We start from the raw sequence: 15749 nt of genomic DNA, 5'->3' as shown, positions 1-15749 counted from the left end.
AAATCATCCTTCCTGCTCAATCTTAGTCAGCACTTCACGCAGTACCGGACCATATTCATACTTGCCAGGACAGACATAGGTACAAAGCGCTAAGTCTTCCTCATCTAACTCCAGACAACCCAGTGCCTGAGCACTATCGGTATCACCCGCCAGCAGATCCCGCAGTAAATGTGTTGCCATGATATCCAAAGGCATAACACGCTCATAGTTACCGATTGGTACCATAGAACGTTCACCGCCATTCATTGTCGTTGAAAAAGCAAAGCGCTTATTTTTCAGGAAATGACCAATGGTGGTGCGGGTGATGGAAAATTTATCGATACCCGGCATTATCCAACCAAATAGCTCTTTTTCGCGACCTTCACGCAAAACGGAAACCAAAGTGTGGAAACGACCAAGATAGTGATGAACCTCATCTGACTGTGTACCGCACAATACGGAACCTGAAATAATACGGTTTTCACCCTCTTTAAGCTGCTCCTGAGTTAACTCAAGCAGATCAGCTCCTAAGCAAGTACGTATAAGACGTGGTTTTTCAACCTGTGGACCGGCCAGTGCAATGACACGATCAGTATAAAGTGTGCCGGTAGTGAATAATTTACCGATAGCAATCACATCCTGATATCCCAGGTGCCATACCGTTTTAGTCGCACTGACGGGTTCAATAAAGTGAATGTGAGTTCCAGCTAATCCCGCAGGGTGCGGACCTGAGAACTGATTATAAGTGATTTGTGCATTATTACCGACACTCGGCAAGCTTCCTGCACTATGGCAAACATGGACTTTACCTTCGGTCAGTCTAGTCAGCACATTCAGACCATCAACAAAAGCCTCTTCATCGGTAGCAATAATAACCTGTGGATTTGCAGCCAGAGGCTGAGTATCCATCGCGGTTACAAAAATTGCTTTTGGCGAGGAGCCGGGAGCAGGATTTCGACTGTAAGGACGGGTACGCAGTGCAGTCCATAACCCAGAATCAATCAGATTCTTTTCCACTTGTTCTCGGGATAACTGAGAAAGTTGGGAACGATCATAACGGTCAAAATTAACCTGTTCGTCTCCCGTTATCTCAATCACAATTGACTGCAAAATACGTTGTTCACCACGATTAATCGCCACAACCTGCCCACAGGCTGGGCTGGTGAAAACCACACCTGGATTCTTTTTATCTTCAAAAAGAATCTGGCCCTTCTTAACATGCTCACCTTCCTTCACCAACATAGAAGGACGCATTCCAACATACTCTTCACCCAACAGTGCTACATGGCGAATCGTCGGACCGTCTTCTATTACTTGAGCAGGCGCTCCTGCAATCGGGAGGTCGAGTCCTTTTTTAATTTTAATCATAAGATTTGCACAAGTTTATCAATTAAATCATATGCTACAGATTACCTGGTGGTAATATAGCCACTCTATAAAAAACCCCTTAAGTCACGAATCGTGCCCAGGTTATAGTTCTCCGATAATTGTTACTATTTTTTGTTAATCTCCGGGCGGCAATTTTAACATCTCCCTTCTTAGACTGTCTGACTAATCAAGTGATTTAGTTCAAGCAAACAGGAATAATTTTGGCACTGAATGATTAACCGATCGCAAAAAACGAATGATTATATCACCTTTACCGACAACTGATTGTATTTTAACCTAACAATCACTTTGTAGTGATAAAGTTACCGTCATCATTTTCTATTCACAAAGTCGATGACTCATGGCAATCTTAAGCTAAATTTTCAGTTAGTCCGCTACATCGCTATTACGGTAGTCACATGAAAAAAACTGCGGCTTTTCCTGCAATAATATTGTTGTTATTTAGTTCATTCACTCCTGTCTATGCTCAGGATACTTTAGTGCAATTGAAGCAAAATTTCCCTGTGCAGCCTGGCTCTCCTGTCTTTATCCAAATATTCAAAGAAGAGCGGATATTGGAGCTTTATACTAAAAATAGTCATGGAAGCTACCAACTGTCTAAAAGCTACCCCATCTGTAATTACTCTGGCGGCCTTGGTCCCAAAACCACAGAAGGCGACCTGAAAAGCCCGGAAGGTTTCTATCGTGTAAAACCCCATCAACTCAATCCAAATAGTCGATATTACCGATCTATTAATCTCGGTTTTCCAAATGAATACGATAAATTCAGAGGCTATTCCGGCAACTATTTAATGATCCACGGAGAGTGTAAATCTGTCGGTTGTTACGCTATGACTAATGGTTACATAGATGAAATCTACGATTATGTAGAAAGTGCATTATTGCGCGGGCAGTATGAAATTAATATCAGTATTTATCCATTCAGAATGACACCGCAGAATATGTTACGCCACCGTTCATCCTCCTATTACATGTTTTGGCTACAATTACAGCCAGCCTATGAGTATTTTGTAAAAAATCACCGGCCAGCAACGATTAGCGTCATTAACGGCCAATATGTGGTTAATGCTACACCTGAAAAATCGCCACTTTTGCAGCATCAATCACAATATGCGTTCACCAAGATGAAATAGTGCATAGCGACCCGGCTCAATACGATTCCAAGCTTCATTACCCGTTAAAGGTTGAGTAACAATAACAGAAACAACATCATCCGGCTGTGTATGTTGTTGAAAATCAATTTCAATATCCTGATCCAGAAGTTTTGCTTTTCCAAACGGTGCCCGACGGGTAATCCAATAAAGGTTGGTTGAACAATATGCCATCACAAAACGCCCATCCGACAGCAACATATTGAATACGCCTTTTTTGCTGAGTTCATCTGCGAGTGAGGCGATAAAACGAAAAACCTTAGGCCAGTTCGAGGGAGTTCTTGGATATTTTTGTGAAAGTCGCTGTAAAATCCAGCAAAAAGCATGTTCACTATCCGTTTGTCCAACGGGACGATACTGACCAGTTTCAAGCTGCCGATAGCCCCGAAGTTGCCCATTATGGGCATAAGTCCAGTTGCGTCCCCACATCTCACGAATGAAAGGATGAGTATTTTCCAACGCAACATTACCGCGGTTTGCCTGCCGGATATGAGAAACCACCACTCTAGATTTAATCGGGTACTCTTGTACAAAGCGGGCAACGGGCGAATTGTAACCTGGTTGATGATCTTTAAATGTGCGACAGCCCCGCCCCTCATAAAATGTGATCCCCCAACCATCTTTATGGGGCCCAGTATGACCACCTCGTTGAATCAAGCCACCTAAACTAAAGCAGATATCTGTTGGCACATTTGCACTCATGCCAAGTAACTCACACATTGCCCACCTCTGTAGCCTGTAAAATCAGGCTTTAACCATCTCTTTTTCGATAAGTTGAATCAGGATATGAATAACTTTGATATGAATTTCCTGAATACGATCTGCATAACCAAAATGCGGGACACGAATTTCCACATCAGCGGTTCCTACCATTTTACCGCCATCCTTGCCTGTCAGCGTAATGACTTTCATGCCCTTTAAGCGGGCAGCTTCAACTGCTTTAATAATATTACCGGAATTACCGGAAGTAGAAATACCCAGTAACACATCCCCCTCTTTCCCAACCGCTTCCACATAACGAGAAAAAACAAATTCATACCCGAAATCATTACTGACGCAGGAAAGATGGCTGACATCAGAAATCGCAATCGCTGGATAGCCAGGGCGATTTTCGCGGTAACGGCCTGTCAATTCTTCAGCAAAATGCATCGCATCACAATGCGAACCCCCATTACCGCAGGACAGTACCTTGCCACCCGCTTTAAATGAATCAGCCAGCAATACTGCTGCTTTTTGAATTGCTTCAATATTTGCATCGTCACTTAAAAACTTTGCCAGCGTATCCGCGGCTTCGTTCAATTCACTACGGATCAGGTCTTGATACATAGGCTCCTCACTTCGGTCAGGTAATCTTCAATGTTGTGTCGGATGGCAGTTTACCGGATCAAGAGAATTGGAAGAAGACAACATCACGTTTCTGGAGAATTAATCCGCTCCCGATCACCATGAGTTTGTGAGCTACATTGTAATTAAGATGTAAAGATATTGCTAAAAGCAATTTCCTGGTCTAAAAAGAGAAGAACATCACAACAGGTCCGACCTCTGATGACTTACCTGACCCTGAGATTAACCAGGAGCTTTTATTATGACCACATTGAGTATTGTTCTATTCTTAGTATTGATTGGGATACTTTGCTATCACAAAGTCAATCTCAGTCTTAGCAGCCTACTGCTCCTTGTCTATACCGTCTTGATGGGCGCTATTGATGCATGGAGCTACTGGATGTTGTTACCAATGGCCATTATTCTGTTCCCACTGAATTTTGCGCCAATGCGCCACTCCTTACTTACTGTTCCGGCCTTAAAAGCCTTCCGTAAGGTGATGCCAAGTCTATCTCGCACAGAAAAAGAAGCTCTTGATGCAGGTACTACCTGGTGGGAAGGCGAACTGTTCCGCGGTAAACCCGACTGGAAAAAATTACATGACTATCCAAAGCCTCAGTTAACCGCTGAAGAACAAGCATTTCTGGACGGCCCTGTAGAAGAAGCTTGCCGTATGACTAATGATTTCCAAATAAGCCATGAACTGGCTGATTTACCACCTGAGTTATGGCGTTACCTGAAAGAACACCGCTTCTTTGCCATGATCATTAAAAAAGAGTATGGCGGTCTGGAGTTCTCAGCCTATGCTCAAGCACGAGTACTGCAAAAATTAGCAGGTACATCCGGCATTCTAGCAATTACCGTAGGTGTACCTAACTCTCTCGGCCCTGGTGAGTTATTACAGCATTATGGCACCGAAGAGCAGAAGAACCACTATCTACCTGGGCTTGCCCGTGGTGAAGAGATCCCATGTTTCGCACTGACCAGCCCGGAAGCTGGCTCTGATGCCGGATCAATCCCAGATACAGGCGTAGTCTGTATGGGAGAATGGCAAGGTGAACAAATTCTCGGTATGCGCCTGACCTGGAACAAACGTTATATCACACTTGCCCCTATCGCTACCGTACTCGGTCTGGCTTTCAAACTGTCTGACCCTGACCATTTATTGGGTGATACAGAAGAATTGGGCATTACCTGTGCATTGATCCCGACCAATGTACCGGGGGTAGAAATTGGTCATCGCCACTTCCCACTGAACATTCCATTCCAGAATGGCCCAACTCGCGGTAAAGATATCTTTGTTCCGATTGACTATATTATTGGTGGGCCGAAAATGGCCGGACAAGGCTGGCGTATGCTGGTTGAGTGTCTGTCTGTTGGCCGCGGTATCACTCTGCCATCAAATGCAACCGGCGGTTTGAAAAGTGTTGCGATGGCGATTGGCGCATACTCTTATATCCGCCGCCAATTCAAAATGCCAATTGGTAAAATGGAAGGGATTGAAGAACCACTAGCACGCATTGCCGGTAACGCCTATTTGATGGATGCCGCTTCAACGCTTGCAACAACCGGTATCATGCTAGGTGAAAAACCCTCTGTGTTATCCGCTATCGTCAAATATCACTGTACTCACCGAGGCCAAAAATCTGTTATTGATGCAATGGATATTGCCGGTGGTAAAGGGATTTGCCTTGGTCCATCCAACTTCCTTGCTCGCGCTTATCAAGGCGCACCTATCGCCATTACCGTTGAAGGCGCCAATATTCTGACCCGAAACATGATTATCTACGGTCAGGGAGCTATCCGCTGCCATCCTTATGTTCTTGATGAAATGGCTGCGGCTGAAAATAACCGTGTTAAAGACTTTGATAAAGCACTGTTTAGCCACCTTGGTCACGTTGCCAGTAACATGTTACGCAGCTTCTGGCTTGGCTTAACCAATGGCCACACCAGCAGCACACCAGTCAATGATGCAACACGCCGTTACTATCAACAATTAAACCGCCTGAGCGCCAACCTTGCGCTATTATCAGATGTGGCAATGGGGGTATTAGGTGGTAGCCTGAAACGCCGTGAACGTGTCTCCGCCCGGCTTGGGGATGTTCTGAGTCAAACCTATCTGGCTTCCGCGACGTTGAAACGCTATGAAGATGAAGGTCGTCAAAAAGAAGATTTGCCACTAGTTCAGTGGGCAGTTCAAGATAGTTTGTATCAGGCAGAACAAGCAATAGATAATTTACTGAGTAACTTCCCTAATCGTCTGGTCGCCGGCCTGATGCGTGTTATCGTCTTCCCTCTAGGGCGTGTACATTCAGCACCATCTGACCATCTGGATCACAAACTGGCCCAGATCTTACAACAACCGTCTGCTACCCGTGATCGCATTGGCCGCGGTCAATATCTGACACCAAGCGAGCACAATCCTCACGGATTACTGGAAGAAGCTCTGCACGACATTATTGCCGCAGAACCGATCCATGCCCGCTTGAGTCGCGAAGCAGGTAAACGCCTCGGCTTTACTCGCCTTGATAAACTGGCAGAACGCGCACTCGCGGAACGTAAGATCACGCCAGACGAAGCCGAAATTCTGAAACGTGCTGAAGCAAGCCGCCTGCGTTCTATTAATGTCGATGAGTTTGAACCAGAAGCGCTGGCTGTTCCTGTTCAGGACAAAAAACCAAAAACGAAAGCGGCCTGATACTGACAACTAAAGAATGGATGTCATTACGGGACGATACCTTAGGGTATCGTCCCAAGTTGCCAAGGTAGGATTTCGCTTTGCGCAAAAAAATAGACACAGTCAAAAATATCCGATATTTCCTTTGAAAGAGTAGATGAAATTTACTCTCTACAGCACCCTACTCACGATACAGACGACAATCCGCTTGTAATGTCACACCAGCACATCCTTCAACATAGCTTTGTCGAGGCTCAGATCGGCAACCAACTGATTCAGTTGCAATAACTGAACAAATGGTTAAACATAATTTTTTATCGTAGTTTATTGATACACTAGATAGTTAAACTCATTCAACAGTGGTGCTTATGGACAAGTTAAGAGCAATCAGCGTCTTCCGGCGTGTTGTAGAACTAGGCAGTTTCAAAGCCGCCGCCCAAGATCTGGGCTTATCCAAGGCAGCTGTCAGTAAAAACATCAATCAGCTTGAAGAGTATCTCAAAAGCCCCCTGATTAACCGAACGACCAGAAACATGCACATAACCGCAAACGGCAGGAATTACTATCATCAGGTGTGCAACATCCTGGATGAGCTTGAGAATGCTGACTTATCGGTTATAGAAACGTCTCACACTCTGACAGGCTCGATAAAAGTCAGTATTCCAATGTCTATGGGGCTAAAGGCATTAAATCCACTGATATGCCAGTTTATGCATACTCACCCTAGTATTTCTGTAGAAGTTGTCATGATTGATAAATATATCGATTTTATTGAGCATGGAATAGATGTTGCGATACGTGGAGGAGGTGAACTGAGCGACTCCAGCCTTCGTTCTAGGAAACTGATAAAAGTCCCCCGAGTCTTATGTGCCTCACCAGCATATATTGAGGCTTCTGAAAAAATACTCATCCCTGAAAATCTCACCTCCCATAACTGTCTTGTCTACAGTTTATCTTCTTCTCCACGACGCTGGATATTTCACAATCAAAATGATGTGAAAGTCGTTGACCTTAAGCCCGGAACCTATGTGGTGAATAACGGGCTTGCACTCAAACAGGCGGCTCTTTCCGGACATGGTGTGATTTTACTGCCTGAATTACTGGTCACTGATGAGCTGCTGTCAGGCAAACTTGCCAGACTACTTCCGGAATGGGAAGCTGACATGCAGGCACTTTATGCCATACAACCCTTTCATAAAGAACACTCTAACAAGACAAGGGCTTTTATCGATTTCCTTATAAATGCACTAGACAAAACCTGCTGAATATCTGAAAAGTGATCGGTGATTTTAAATGGCAAATCTCCGGTTGAAATAAATGCCAGGCCAACCGGTTTTGAAAAGTCATGGTCAAATCAGAGAAGACCCTATAATTGTTTACTATCAGTGCACAATGTTTTCACATAATAGGCGTTTTAATAAACTATCTCTCTCCCTATACTCGGTTCTGCAAATGAACTTATCGGTTACATCAAAATTGAGGAGATGTAGATATGAACAGTTCCGTTACTTCAACATCAGAAAATCTTGTTCTGTCCTATCTTGACGGACGCCAGCCGACCGTTGGCATTGAGAACGTAAACAAGGTCTTATTTTCCATCGGGGTTCGGGTCAGTACAACGCCGATCCCTAAAGAAGCCAGACCTATTCTTGAAGCGTCAAAAACCCGTGCGCTCACGGAAGAAGAGAGCGAGAAGCTGATTTCGCTGTTTCCTTTACACCGAGGAGAACTTCTGGAACAAATCCGACTGGCTGGCCGCCAGCCGGAAGCTCACCGCGGCGGTTTCCTGTCAACGTCGGAAGTCGGTGTTGCACCTTATCCTAAAGTTTACGATATGAAAGCAATTTCGGCTGAAACCAGAAAAACTGTTCTCGAAAAATTCGGTAAACTGCATGTGAACAGCGCTGAAAACGGGATGGGTATTGATGAAGTCATGACAGTTGTGGCTGGCGGACCGTGGACTTGGTTCTTCCGTCTGCCAGATGGCGTGATTACAAAGCTGTCGGGAGGACGTGTGGAAGCTGGCGATCCTGCTTGGCGTCTCAGCTATCCCGGGCTAGGAATGCATGCTGCGTTTCTGGATTCTGAGGATGGATTGATCGTGGCATTTGCCCACGGACCAAAGCATTTCGTTATGCGCTATGACGAACCCAGTGTTGACGGTGCAGAGATGCTGGGCACCAACCCGTGGATTGATTTCAGCGTTGATATCCCGAAATTAGTAAAATAACATCCTAATAACGCTTTATTACATCAACGATAATGAAAAGTCTGGCGGATTAATCCGCCAGAAAAATTATAGGTATTTAAGCGTTAACAGGGCGCGAAAATAGCTTGGAAAAATAACGATATAAATTGATTTTAGCGTTAAATCACATTAATGATATAAAAGGGGAATAGTTTAAATCAAACAGTAAAAAAGAAGTGCTATCTGGACGGGTTAAAGCAGTGTAAAGCCTGTTTAAATTGACGAATTTAAGATATCACGGTTTTGTATAATAAATGCAATATCATAACGCTGAAAGTGACCCAATTCGTATTCTATTAAATCGTTTATTTCGGATTTTGTTATTCAGGTTTTTCATGATTTAATGATTTAATGATTTAATGATTTAATGAAAAAATTCATTCCCTGATTGAAAACATTATTAAAGCCGATGCTTTTTGAAAAATAGATTAGGATATCTTCAAATAATATCCGTTACCTTTATCTCTTAATTTAATTAATTAAAAGGTAAAGGCAAGGCTGAGATATTATCAATGAAAGCTGCTTTATATAAACTTATCGTTTTTCACTACCTGACATTATTATTTTTTTGAATTAATCATTGAAAGAAAAATAGTAGAAATAACTATTGAAGAAATTAATAATATTGTAAATCCAGTAATGATTTCTTCAAGACCAACACCTAAGTAAATAGTATAAAAGAGAATAATCATAGTAATAAATACATAAATCCCTGACTGCATACCCAAAGTATAAAGAGAGTTTTTTGAATATAACCCTAGATAAGAGAAAAAAACAGGTTGCATAATTGTATTAGCTAAAAACACCATAATTGTGAATAGCAAATAGAGCATGCCAGAATTTATAATAATCCCAAGTGAACAAAACCCGAGAGAAAATAATTGAATGATATTACCTACCATGATTCTTTTTTTAAAAGTACGGATTTCATAACTTTCATGATGCCAATTGCACAGGGGAACCATATAATCAGTAGTATGATATACATTTGAACCATATCAATATGTTCAAAATATTTTGTTCGCATTGCTGGCATAATCATTAAAGAGAGGAAAAAACAAACATTGATTATAACCAAACTTGAAAAAGAAAAGAAAACAACTAATTTATTGTCTGTTTTTACAGAATCCTTAATATCATGTTTTTGTTTTTTTGCATTATTATTTTTAAAGCCAGTAAAATAGATAATTGAAGCAATAGAATAAATAAAAGTAGAAAAAAATCTGCTGATGTACGGGAGTTTAAACCGAAGAAAGAGAAAGTGACTGGGATTATAAATGGCAGGCTTAATAACGCCAGGCTTAAGATAGAAAAATCCTTATTCGTTCTCTTTTCATTTCCTTCGGTTATAAGAATATTTCTTCCCATTATGACAATAAATCCACTTATTACTCCCCATAATATTCTATGTAGAGCATCCAGCCAAACTGAAATAAGTGTTGTTTCTCTTGCAAAGAGAATGCAGTTTATAGTTGCTAAAAATAAGAAGAATCCAAAAATATTTTTTTCAAAAAGAGCAATATTCATTTTTCGAATGAGGAAGGATATTGTCATACACCCCAGAGATAACCCCAATAAATAGGAAAAAACAGGAACATAAGCGTATAGCCGACATTCCGCACCCAATTCAGAAATAAAAAGACTCGTATGGTGGCCCCAATATTTTCAGCAGAGCATTTTGGTACGGTTGCATTCCCGTCACCATCCGGTGTTCTTCAAATTCAAAGGTATTAATACCTTCGAAAGTTAAAAATACCCAACGAGCGGTGGGCAATTGCGTCTGCTGCTGCTTCATATCCGGGTAGAATGCCTGGCTTTGTTTCAGACCCGTGCGAATTTTATGTTCCAGCGCCGCATACACCATTAAGCTACACGTCATCACCATCAATAAGGCTTCGATGCGTTCCGGTTTTTTCAGGTACATGGATGAGGTTAAGAACTCAGGACTTTTTAGGAATCGAAAACCTCGCTCAACTTTCTGCTGGGCTTTGTCATTCGCGAGCAACGCGGCCATATCCAGCGCTTTATCGTCCGTTTCATTGGTCGCCAAAATAAACATCCCCACCTTGAGTCGGGCATACACGACTTTATCCAGTTGACTGTAAGCCCGGCCTGAGAGCCGGTAATGAATCTGAGAGGGTTTATCTTTAGCCGGACGTCCACGCCCTTGATATGTCATGATTTCCTCCACTTGTGGGGCGTCAATACCGATAAACTGGCATTCGGAGCCAAAATCACGCAGGGCGCATAACGCATCTTCCTTGCAGGCAAACCCTTTTTGGCACAATTTTTCAAACGCTTTCAGCTCTTTTTCCGTTGATTTGAGCGTATTTTTCGTAAAAGTCTGCCCTTCACGTTGACGGGCAGCCGCACTACTCACCAGCAACCCGCGTTGAGGGATCCCGCCATAGCAGGATTCAACCCAACATCCAGCATAACCTTCGGTGAAAGGCTGTAGCTGATGGGGATCCACGTTCAAAAGCTGCTGTTTAGCTTCTTTGAGCGTTAACGGCACGCGGGTAATGAAGCGTTGTTTTTGCTTATGCAGTGAAGTTATTGCCTCTTCGCTATAAAGGGCGGCATCGGCGACAAAGTAGCGGCTGTTCTGCGCGGCTTTCAGGCAACGAATATGATGTTTTGTGAATTCTGTGAACGCCCGGGTATCATTGGTATTTCCGCTCATCGCCTGCATGTAAACGGGTATCCCGGCCTGATTTTCACAAATCAGCTCAAGGATAACCTGGTTCAGCTCAGGCCGATGGTCGCGGCTGTACCCCGAACCAGTTCAATACGCTGCGTGTCGTCTTTCAGAGGAGACTTGTACTCGCCATCCACATGGAAACTGGAGATGTCGAGATGCACAGAATGGGGTGTTATGCCCAATTTATCAATGACCTGTTCAGCCAGTATCTGATAGACTTCTGACACGCCGGCCTCATATAAAGCATCCAATGTACGACCCAGCACGTCATCATTCAGATGTCCAGCATCAATACCGGGGCCAATCAAACGTTCAATCGGCTTATGCTGGAAAAAACCGGAAAACATGTGCAGTGTCCGGCTGTGAAACCCCAACCCGTTAAGGATCATCGCAAGAAAAGCCTCGCCATGAGAAACGGTGTGACCCGAATATTTTGGCATGATGGCATCAATGATACGGGGCAATCCGGCTTCATAGCAGAAAGCCGCGATGAGACCAGGGTGATCAAGACGTTTAATGGCAGGTTCTGACTTGAGCATATTCACTTTCCGGCAAATAAAAGTAATAGATCAAAATGGGCGATCGCCGTCAATCTCATGGGAACAATAAATATGTAAAATATGCGTAAGATCACACTATTTTTAAATCAGGAATGAGGTGCGGAATGACGGATATAAGCGTGATGAATATCGTGATGGCTCTCACTATTATACTTATCATCATTTGGTCACCACTCGGACTGATCCGGGTTTAATGGCTTTGCGCTTAGATTTGCACAGTGATGAATCTCAACCTTTGAAATTGAATGAAGGGCATGGTTCAAAAGAGGTAGTGTATGTTACGAAAGGAAAAGTTCGGGTACAGTGGTTGGATGAGAATAACTCACTAAGAGAAGATGTTATGAATGAAGGAGATTCAATATTTATCTTGCCAAATGTATCTCATAGTTTCTCTAATTATGAGAAGGATATTAAATCAGAAATTATTGCCATAAATTATCGATGATAAAGATTGATTTTAGATGTTTCACACAGAAGATGGTTTTTATTTAAATTATATTCCTGTAATTAAAGTTGGTGGTATGCATTGCCACCAACAATAATCTACTTTGGAAGATATATTAATGAAATCATGGGAGAATAGTATTTTTATTTGTTATTAATAATTTATTCCACATGAGGATTTTCAATAATATTTGATATAATGATAGAGATTAAAATTTTATTTATTGTCGTTTTTTATAATTTATTATATAAACGCACATTCTTATGTATTTATAGATATGATGGCTAAAATGGAAAAATAATTTTTATTTTTTTATAAAAACAGGTTGTGAAAATTCACAATTTAGTGGTGCAAATTAAATTTTAGATAGAATTAATTATGACAAGGATAAATAAAATATTTTATCGTTATTAAAATTATAAAGAGTTATGAATATGAATAATATTGGTTTTATTGGATTGGGGCGGTTGGGAAAGGCAATCTGCTCTAAGCTGTTAGAAGAAAATGTTGAATTATATATACACAATAGAAGTTCTAATAAAGCTACTGAACTTATACAGCATGGAGCTATATGGTGTGAAAATATTTCAGAGCTGGCTAGAAATTGCCGTGTGATTTTTATCTGTACAGCAGGAGAAACAGCCATTGAAAAATATCTTATGAATGAAGTAACCGGGCTAATAGCTTTTCTAGAAAAAGGTAGTATTATTATTGATTTAAGTACAATTTCACCTACTAAGGCAATCCAGATTCATAATAAGTTAAGTTGTCATTCATTAAGCTATATTGAATGTCCGGTGTCTGGTGGTAGTGAAGGGGCATTGAATGGTTCATTGTCAGCTATTGTAGCAGGAGATGAGGCAGTTTGGGACATGATCCAACCTTTACTATATTACTTCTGTAAAGAGATTACCTATACGAATAAGTTGGGTGAAGCTCAGCAGCTCAAAATCTTAAACAATATAGCAGAAAGTATAAATTTAGCCGGGGCTTTGGAAGTTATTAAGCTGGGTTTATTGCAGGAAATTGATATTGGGCTTATGCAAAAGGTATTCACAAGTTGTCGAGGATGTTCGGCTTATATGAATGTTGCCCTGAAATATATCATTTCGGGAGAGAAAACTAGTGATGTTAGCTTGGCAATACGTTGTAAAGATTTGCATTTGGCTGAGTCACTTTATCAGAATTTCAATGCGTTTCAGATGATCGATAAAGTGAAATCTTTATTTTTATATACGAAGGAAATCTACGGTGAAGAAAGTGATCAATGTGATTATTTTTCTTTAATTTCAAAAAAACTAAGTGAGATAATTTAATATGGCTTTCTGCGATGACATTATTCTTGAAGATACTACTTTACGAGATGGTGAACAGGCACCTGGTATGGCATTCAATCGTGAGACAAAATTAAAAATTCTGGATGCTTTAATTTATTGTGGTGTTAAATGGATTGAGGCTGGAATTAACGCTATGGGTGGAAGTGAATCTAATACACTCAGGGAAATGCTTGAGCGTGTACAAGGTCAGGATATTCATCTTATTGCTTGGAATAGGGGAATGAAGCAGGATATTTCTGATTCACTGGATCTTGGTTTTACTCATGTTCATATTGGCTTGCCTACCTCCGAGATTCACTTAGTTAACAGTATTAAAAAAAGTAAATCATGGTTGATCAAACAGGCTTGTGATCTTGTTGATTATGCTAAACAGCGAGGAGCGTTTGTATCTATTAGTGCTGAGGATGTAGGACGGTCTGATCTGAATTTTGTTGTTGATTATGCAGGTGAAGTTTATGAGGCTGGGGCTAATAGATTAAGATTATCCGACACAGTCGGTTTACTGACTCCGCAACAATATTATAACGTTGTAAATACAATATCTTCTGCTATACCAATTGATACTCAATGTCATACTCATAATGATTTTGGTTATGCAGTAAGCAATACTATTGAAGGATTACATGCAGGTGCACGTTATTTCCATACTACAGTTAATGGCATTGGTGAAAGAGCTGGTATGCCTGATATGGCTTAAACAGTGCTTTCACTGAAATTACATTATAATATTGATATAGGGATTAAAACTGAAGCATTGAAAGGTCTCTGTGAGTGTGTATCGAAAGCAACCAAAATACCTCTTTATCCTTGGCAGCCTATTGTTGGTGATAACGTTTTTTCACATGAGTCTGGGATTCATGCTAATGGAACACTAAAAAATAGTGCTTCTTTTGAGCCGTTTTCTCCCGATCTTGTTGCAGGTATTCGAAAAATTATAGTGGGCAAGCACTCAGGTAAAGCATCAATTAAATATGCCCTTGAGAAATTGGATATTAGTTATAAAGAACATGAATTAGCTCCTTTACTTGCGATGGTACGGGAAGTAGCAATAATTAAATCTTCAGGTCTATCCTTTCAGGATGTTGCGGATCTCCATTCTATACTACGTAAAATATGAGCCATGAAAAATCATCTATTTGTTTTCAATCAAGGTGCAATTTCCGCATTATTGAATAGCCACAAGAAGTCTCTGGACAATATACCATTTCTTAATCTTATTCTTAAAGGCGAAATATTTTTCAATGATTTCAATAGCATCAAGGCTTTTGCAAGTTCCATTAGTCTGCCAGTGCAAGATATTTTGTCTTTGCTAGATAATTATCCTTATGATCTGGAATCTGGAGTAAAAATTAGTCGCGAAGGAACTCAATTTGAGAGAATAAAAACAAGTGAGGCTGGTGATCTTTATCATTACCGTCATGTAATGAAAACGCTTGCTGACCCTGAGTTAATGGTGCTTAAAACTACCCCACTTTGCAATGATTTGTATAAGATGAAATTGAATACTGGTCATAAGGTCAAAGAAGTTGTTTATGTCCTTCAAGGAGAAGTTGGTGTTTTATGGCTGAATAAGCAGAGAGAACGCCGTAGGGATAGCCTTAAGCAAGGGGATTCCATTTACATTGACTCTTGGGTTCCTCATGCTTTCTACTCAATAGTTAAGGATTCTCATATACTTGCCATTGATTATTTTTAATTTATCGGGCTGGTTTATCCAGCTCGTATGAATTATCTCCAGTATTATGGACATCCTTTATCGTTATAGTTAATCTCAGTTTTGTTTAAGGATAGCTATTTCAAAATTACACAAATTTAAGCTCGGCTTTTTCGGCTGAAAAGTGTAGGCCATTAATCCTGACACGACTTCCAGCAGAAAACCGAGAACACTACGATGTCTTGAGTGTTCTATCTGAGAAATATTTTTCAACTGATCCACAAC

General features: G+C 41.1%; 14 protein-coding genes and 2 pseudogenes. 9 read left to right on the top strand and 7 right to left on the bottom strand.

Annotated elements, in window-relative coordinates:
• Positions 1 to 3 precede the first annotated feature (3 nt).
• Entirely contained in the window at positions 4 to 1347 is a 1344-nt protein-coding gene (locus tag LG003_RS16560; protein WP_112878726.1) for a Na(+)-translocating NADH-quinone reductase subunit A, read from the bottom strand.
• A 419-nt stretch (positions 1348 to 1766) separates the two neighbouring features.
• On the opposite strand from LG003_RS16560, the gene LG003_RS16555 reads away from it, so the two are divergent.
• Complete coding sequence (locus LG003_RS16555; protein ID WP_112878727.1) at positions 1767 to 2501, top strand: L,D-transpeptidase family protein; 735 nt, start codon at positions 1767 to 1769, stop codon at positions 2499 to 2501.
• On the opposite strand, the gene LG003_RS16550 is transcribed toward LG003_RS16555, so the two are convergent.
• Together LG003_RS16550 and lpcA are read right to left on the bottom strand one after the other, a co-directional pair.
• Positions 2472 to 3239, bottom strand: coding sequence for a class II glutamine amidotransferase (locus LG003_RS16550; protein ID WP_112878728.1), 768 nt, complete (start codon positions 3237 to 3239; stop codon positions 2472 to 2474). The two genes, LG003_RS16555 and LG003_RS16550, sit on opposite strands and share 30 nt — an antisense overlap.
• Positions 3240 to 3263: 24 nt before the next feature.
• On the bottom strand, positions 3264 to 3845 hold the full coding sequence (lpcA, locus tag LG003_RS16545) for a D-sedoheptulose 7-phosphate isomerase (RefSeq protein WP_112878729.1): 582 nt from the start codon (positions 3843 to 3845) through the stop codon (positions 3264 to 3266).
• Between the two features lie 259 nt (positions 3846 to 4104).
• Here lpcA and fadE point away from each other — a divergent pair, with 259 nt between their 5' ends.
• The 3 genes from fadE to LG003_RS16530 all read left to right on the top strand — a co-directional run bounded on the left by fadE (position 4105) and on the right by LG003_RS16530 (position 8749).
• Positions 4105 to 6540 (top strand): acyl-CoA dehydrogenase FadE, encoded by a 2436-nt coding sequence (gene fadE, locus LG003_RS16540; protein WP_262981193.1) that lies wholly within the window; start codon positions 4105 to 4107, stop codon positions 6538 to 6540.
• Between the two features lie 347 nt (positions 6541 to 6887).
• Positions 6888 to 7784 carry a LysR family transcriptional regulator gene (locus tag LG003_RS16535; RefSeq protein ID WP_112878731.1) on the top strand — a complete coding sequence of 299 codons (897 nt, stop codon included), beginning with the start codon at positions 6888 to 6890 and terminating at the stop codon, positions 7782 to 7784.
• A 227-nt stretch (positions 7785 to 8011) separates the two neighbouring features.
• Positions 8012 to 8749 carry a hypothetical protein gene (locus tag LG003_RS16530; protein ID WP_262981192.1) on the top strand — a complete coding sequence of 246 codons (738 nt, stop codon included), beginning with the start codon at positions 8012 to 8014 and terminating at the stop codon, positions 8747 to 8749.
• 578 nt (positions 8750 to 9327) lie between these two features.
• Here LG003_RS16530 and LG003_RS16525 read toward each other — a convergent pair.
• The 3 genes and pseudogenes from LG003_RS16525 to LG003_RS16515 form a co-directional block, all read right to left on the bottom strand.
• Positions 9328 to 9669: a hypothetical protein gene (locus LG003_RS16525; RefSeq protein WP_262981191.1), complete on the bottom strand. Its 342-nt coding sequence runs from the start codon at positions 9667 to 9669 to the stop codon at positions 9328 to 9330.
• Between the two features lie 217 nt (positions 9670 to 9886).
• Positions 9887 to 10321, bottom strand: coding sequence for a hypothetical protein (locus tag LG003_RS16520; protein WP_262981190.1), 435 nt, complete (start codon positions 10319 to 10321; stop codon positions 9887 to 9889).
• 73 nt (positions 10322 to 10394) lie between these two features.
• A pseudogene (locus LG003_RS16515) lies at positions 10395 to 12007 on the bottom strand (IS1634 family transposase).
• A 118-nt stretch (positions 12008 to 12125) separates the two neighbouring features.
• On the opposite strand from LG003_RS16515, the gene LG003_RS16510 reads away from it, so the two are divergent.
• The 5 genes from LG003_RS16510 to LG003_RS16490 all read left to right on the top strand — a co-directional run bounded on the left by LG003_RS16510 (position 12126) and on the right by LG003_RS16490 (position 15506).
• Positions 12126 to 12473 carry a cupin domain-containing protein gene (locus tag LG003_RS16510; RefSeq protein ID WP_112878733.1) on the top strand — a complete coding sequence of 116 codons (348 nt, stop codon included), beginning with the start codon at positions 12126 to 12128 and terminating at the stop codon, positions 12471 to 12473.
• A gap of 434 nt (positions 12474 to 12907) precedes the next feature.
• Positions 12908 to 13789 carry an NAD(P)-dependent oxidoreductase gene (locus LG003_RS16505; protein WP_262981189.1) on the top strand — a complete coding sequence of 294 codons (882 nt, stop codon included), beginning with the start codon at positions 12908 to 12910 and terminating at the stop codon, positions 13787 to 13789.
• A gap of 1 nt (position 13790) precedes the next feature.
• Complete coding sequence (locus LG003_RS16500; RefSeq protein WP_262981188.1) at positions 13791 to 14507, top strand: hypothetical protein; 717 nt, start codon at positions 13791 to 13793, stop codon at positions 14505 to 14507.
• A gap of 3 nt (positions 14508 to 14510) precedes the next feature.
• Positions 14511 to 14927, top strand: a complete 417-nt coding sequence (locus tag LG003_RS16495) for a homocitrate synthase/isopropylmalate synthase family protein (protein ID WP_262981187.1) — start codon at positions 14511 to 14513, stop codon at positions 14925 to 14927.
• 3 nt (positions 14928 to 14930) lie between these two features.
• Positions 14931 to 15506, top strand: coding sequence for a cupin domain-containing protein (locus LG003_RS16490; protein WP_262981186.1), 576 nt, complete (start codon positions 14931 to 14933; stop codon positions 15504 to 15506).
• 75 nt (positions 15507 to 15581) lie between these two features.
• Here the strand turns inward: LG003_RS16490 and LG003_RS16485 are convergent.
• Positions 15582 to 15749, bottom strand: a pseudogene (locus tag LG003_RS16485) (IS982 family transposase); the annotation flags it as partial.

It is taken from the genome of Photorhabdus kleinii (assembly GCF_025384885.1).
Lineage (GTDB): Bacteria > Pseudomonadota > Gammaproteobacteria > Enterobacterales > Enterobacteriaceae > Photorhabdus > Photorhabdus kayaii.
This window is presented reverse-complemented; position numbering and strand designations above follow the sequence as displayed.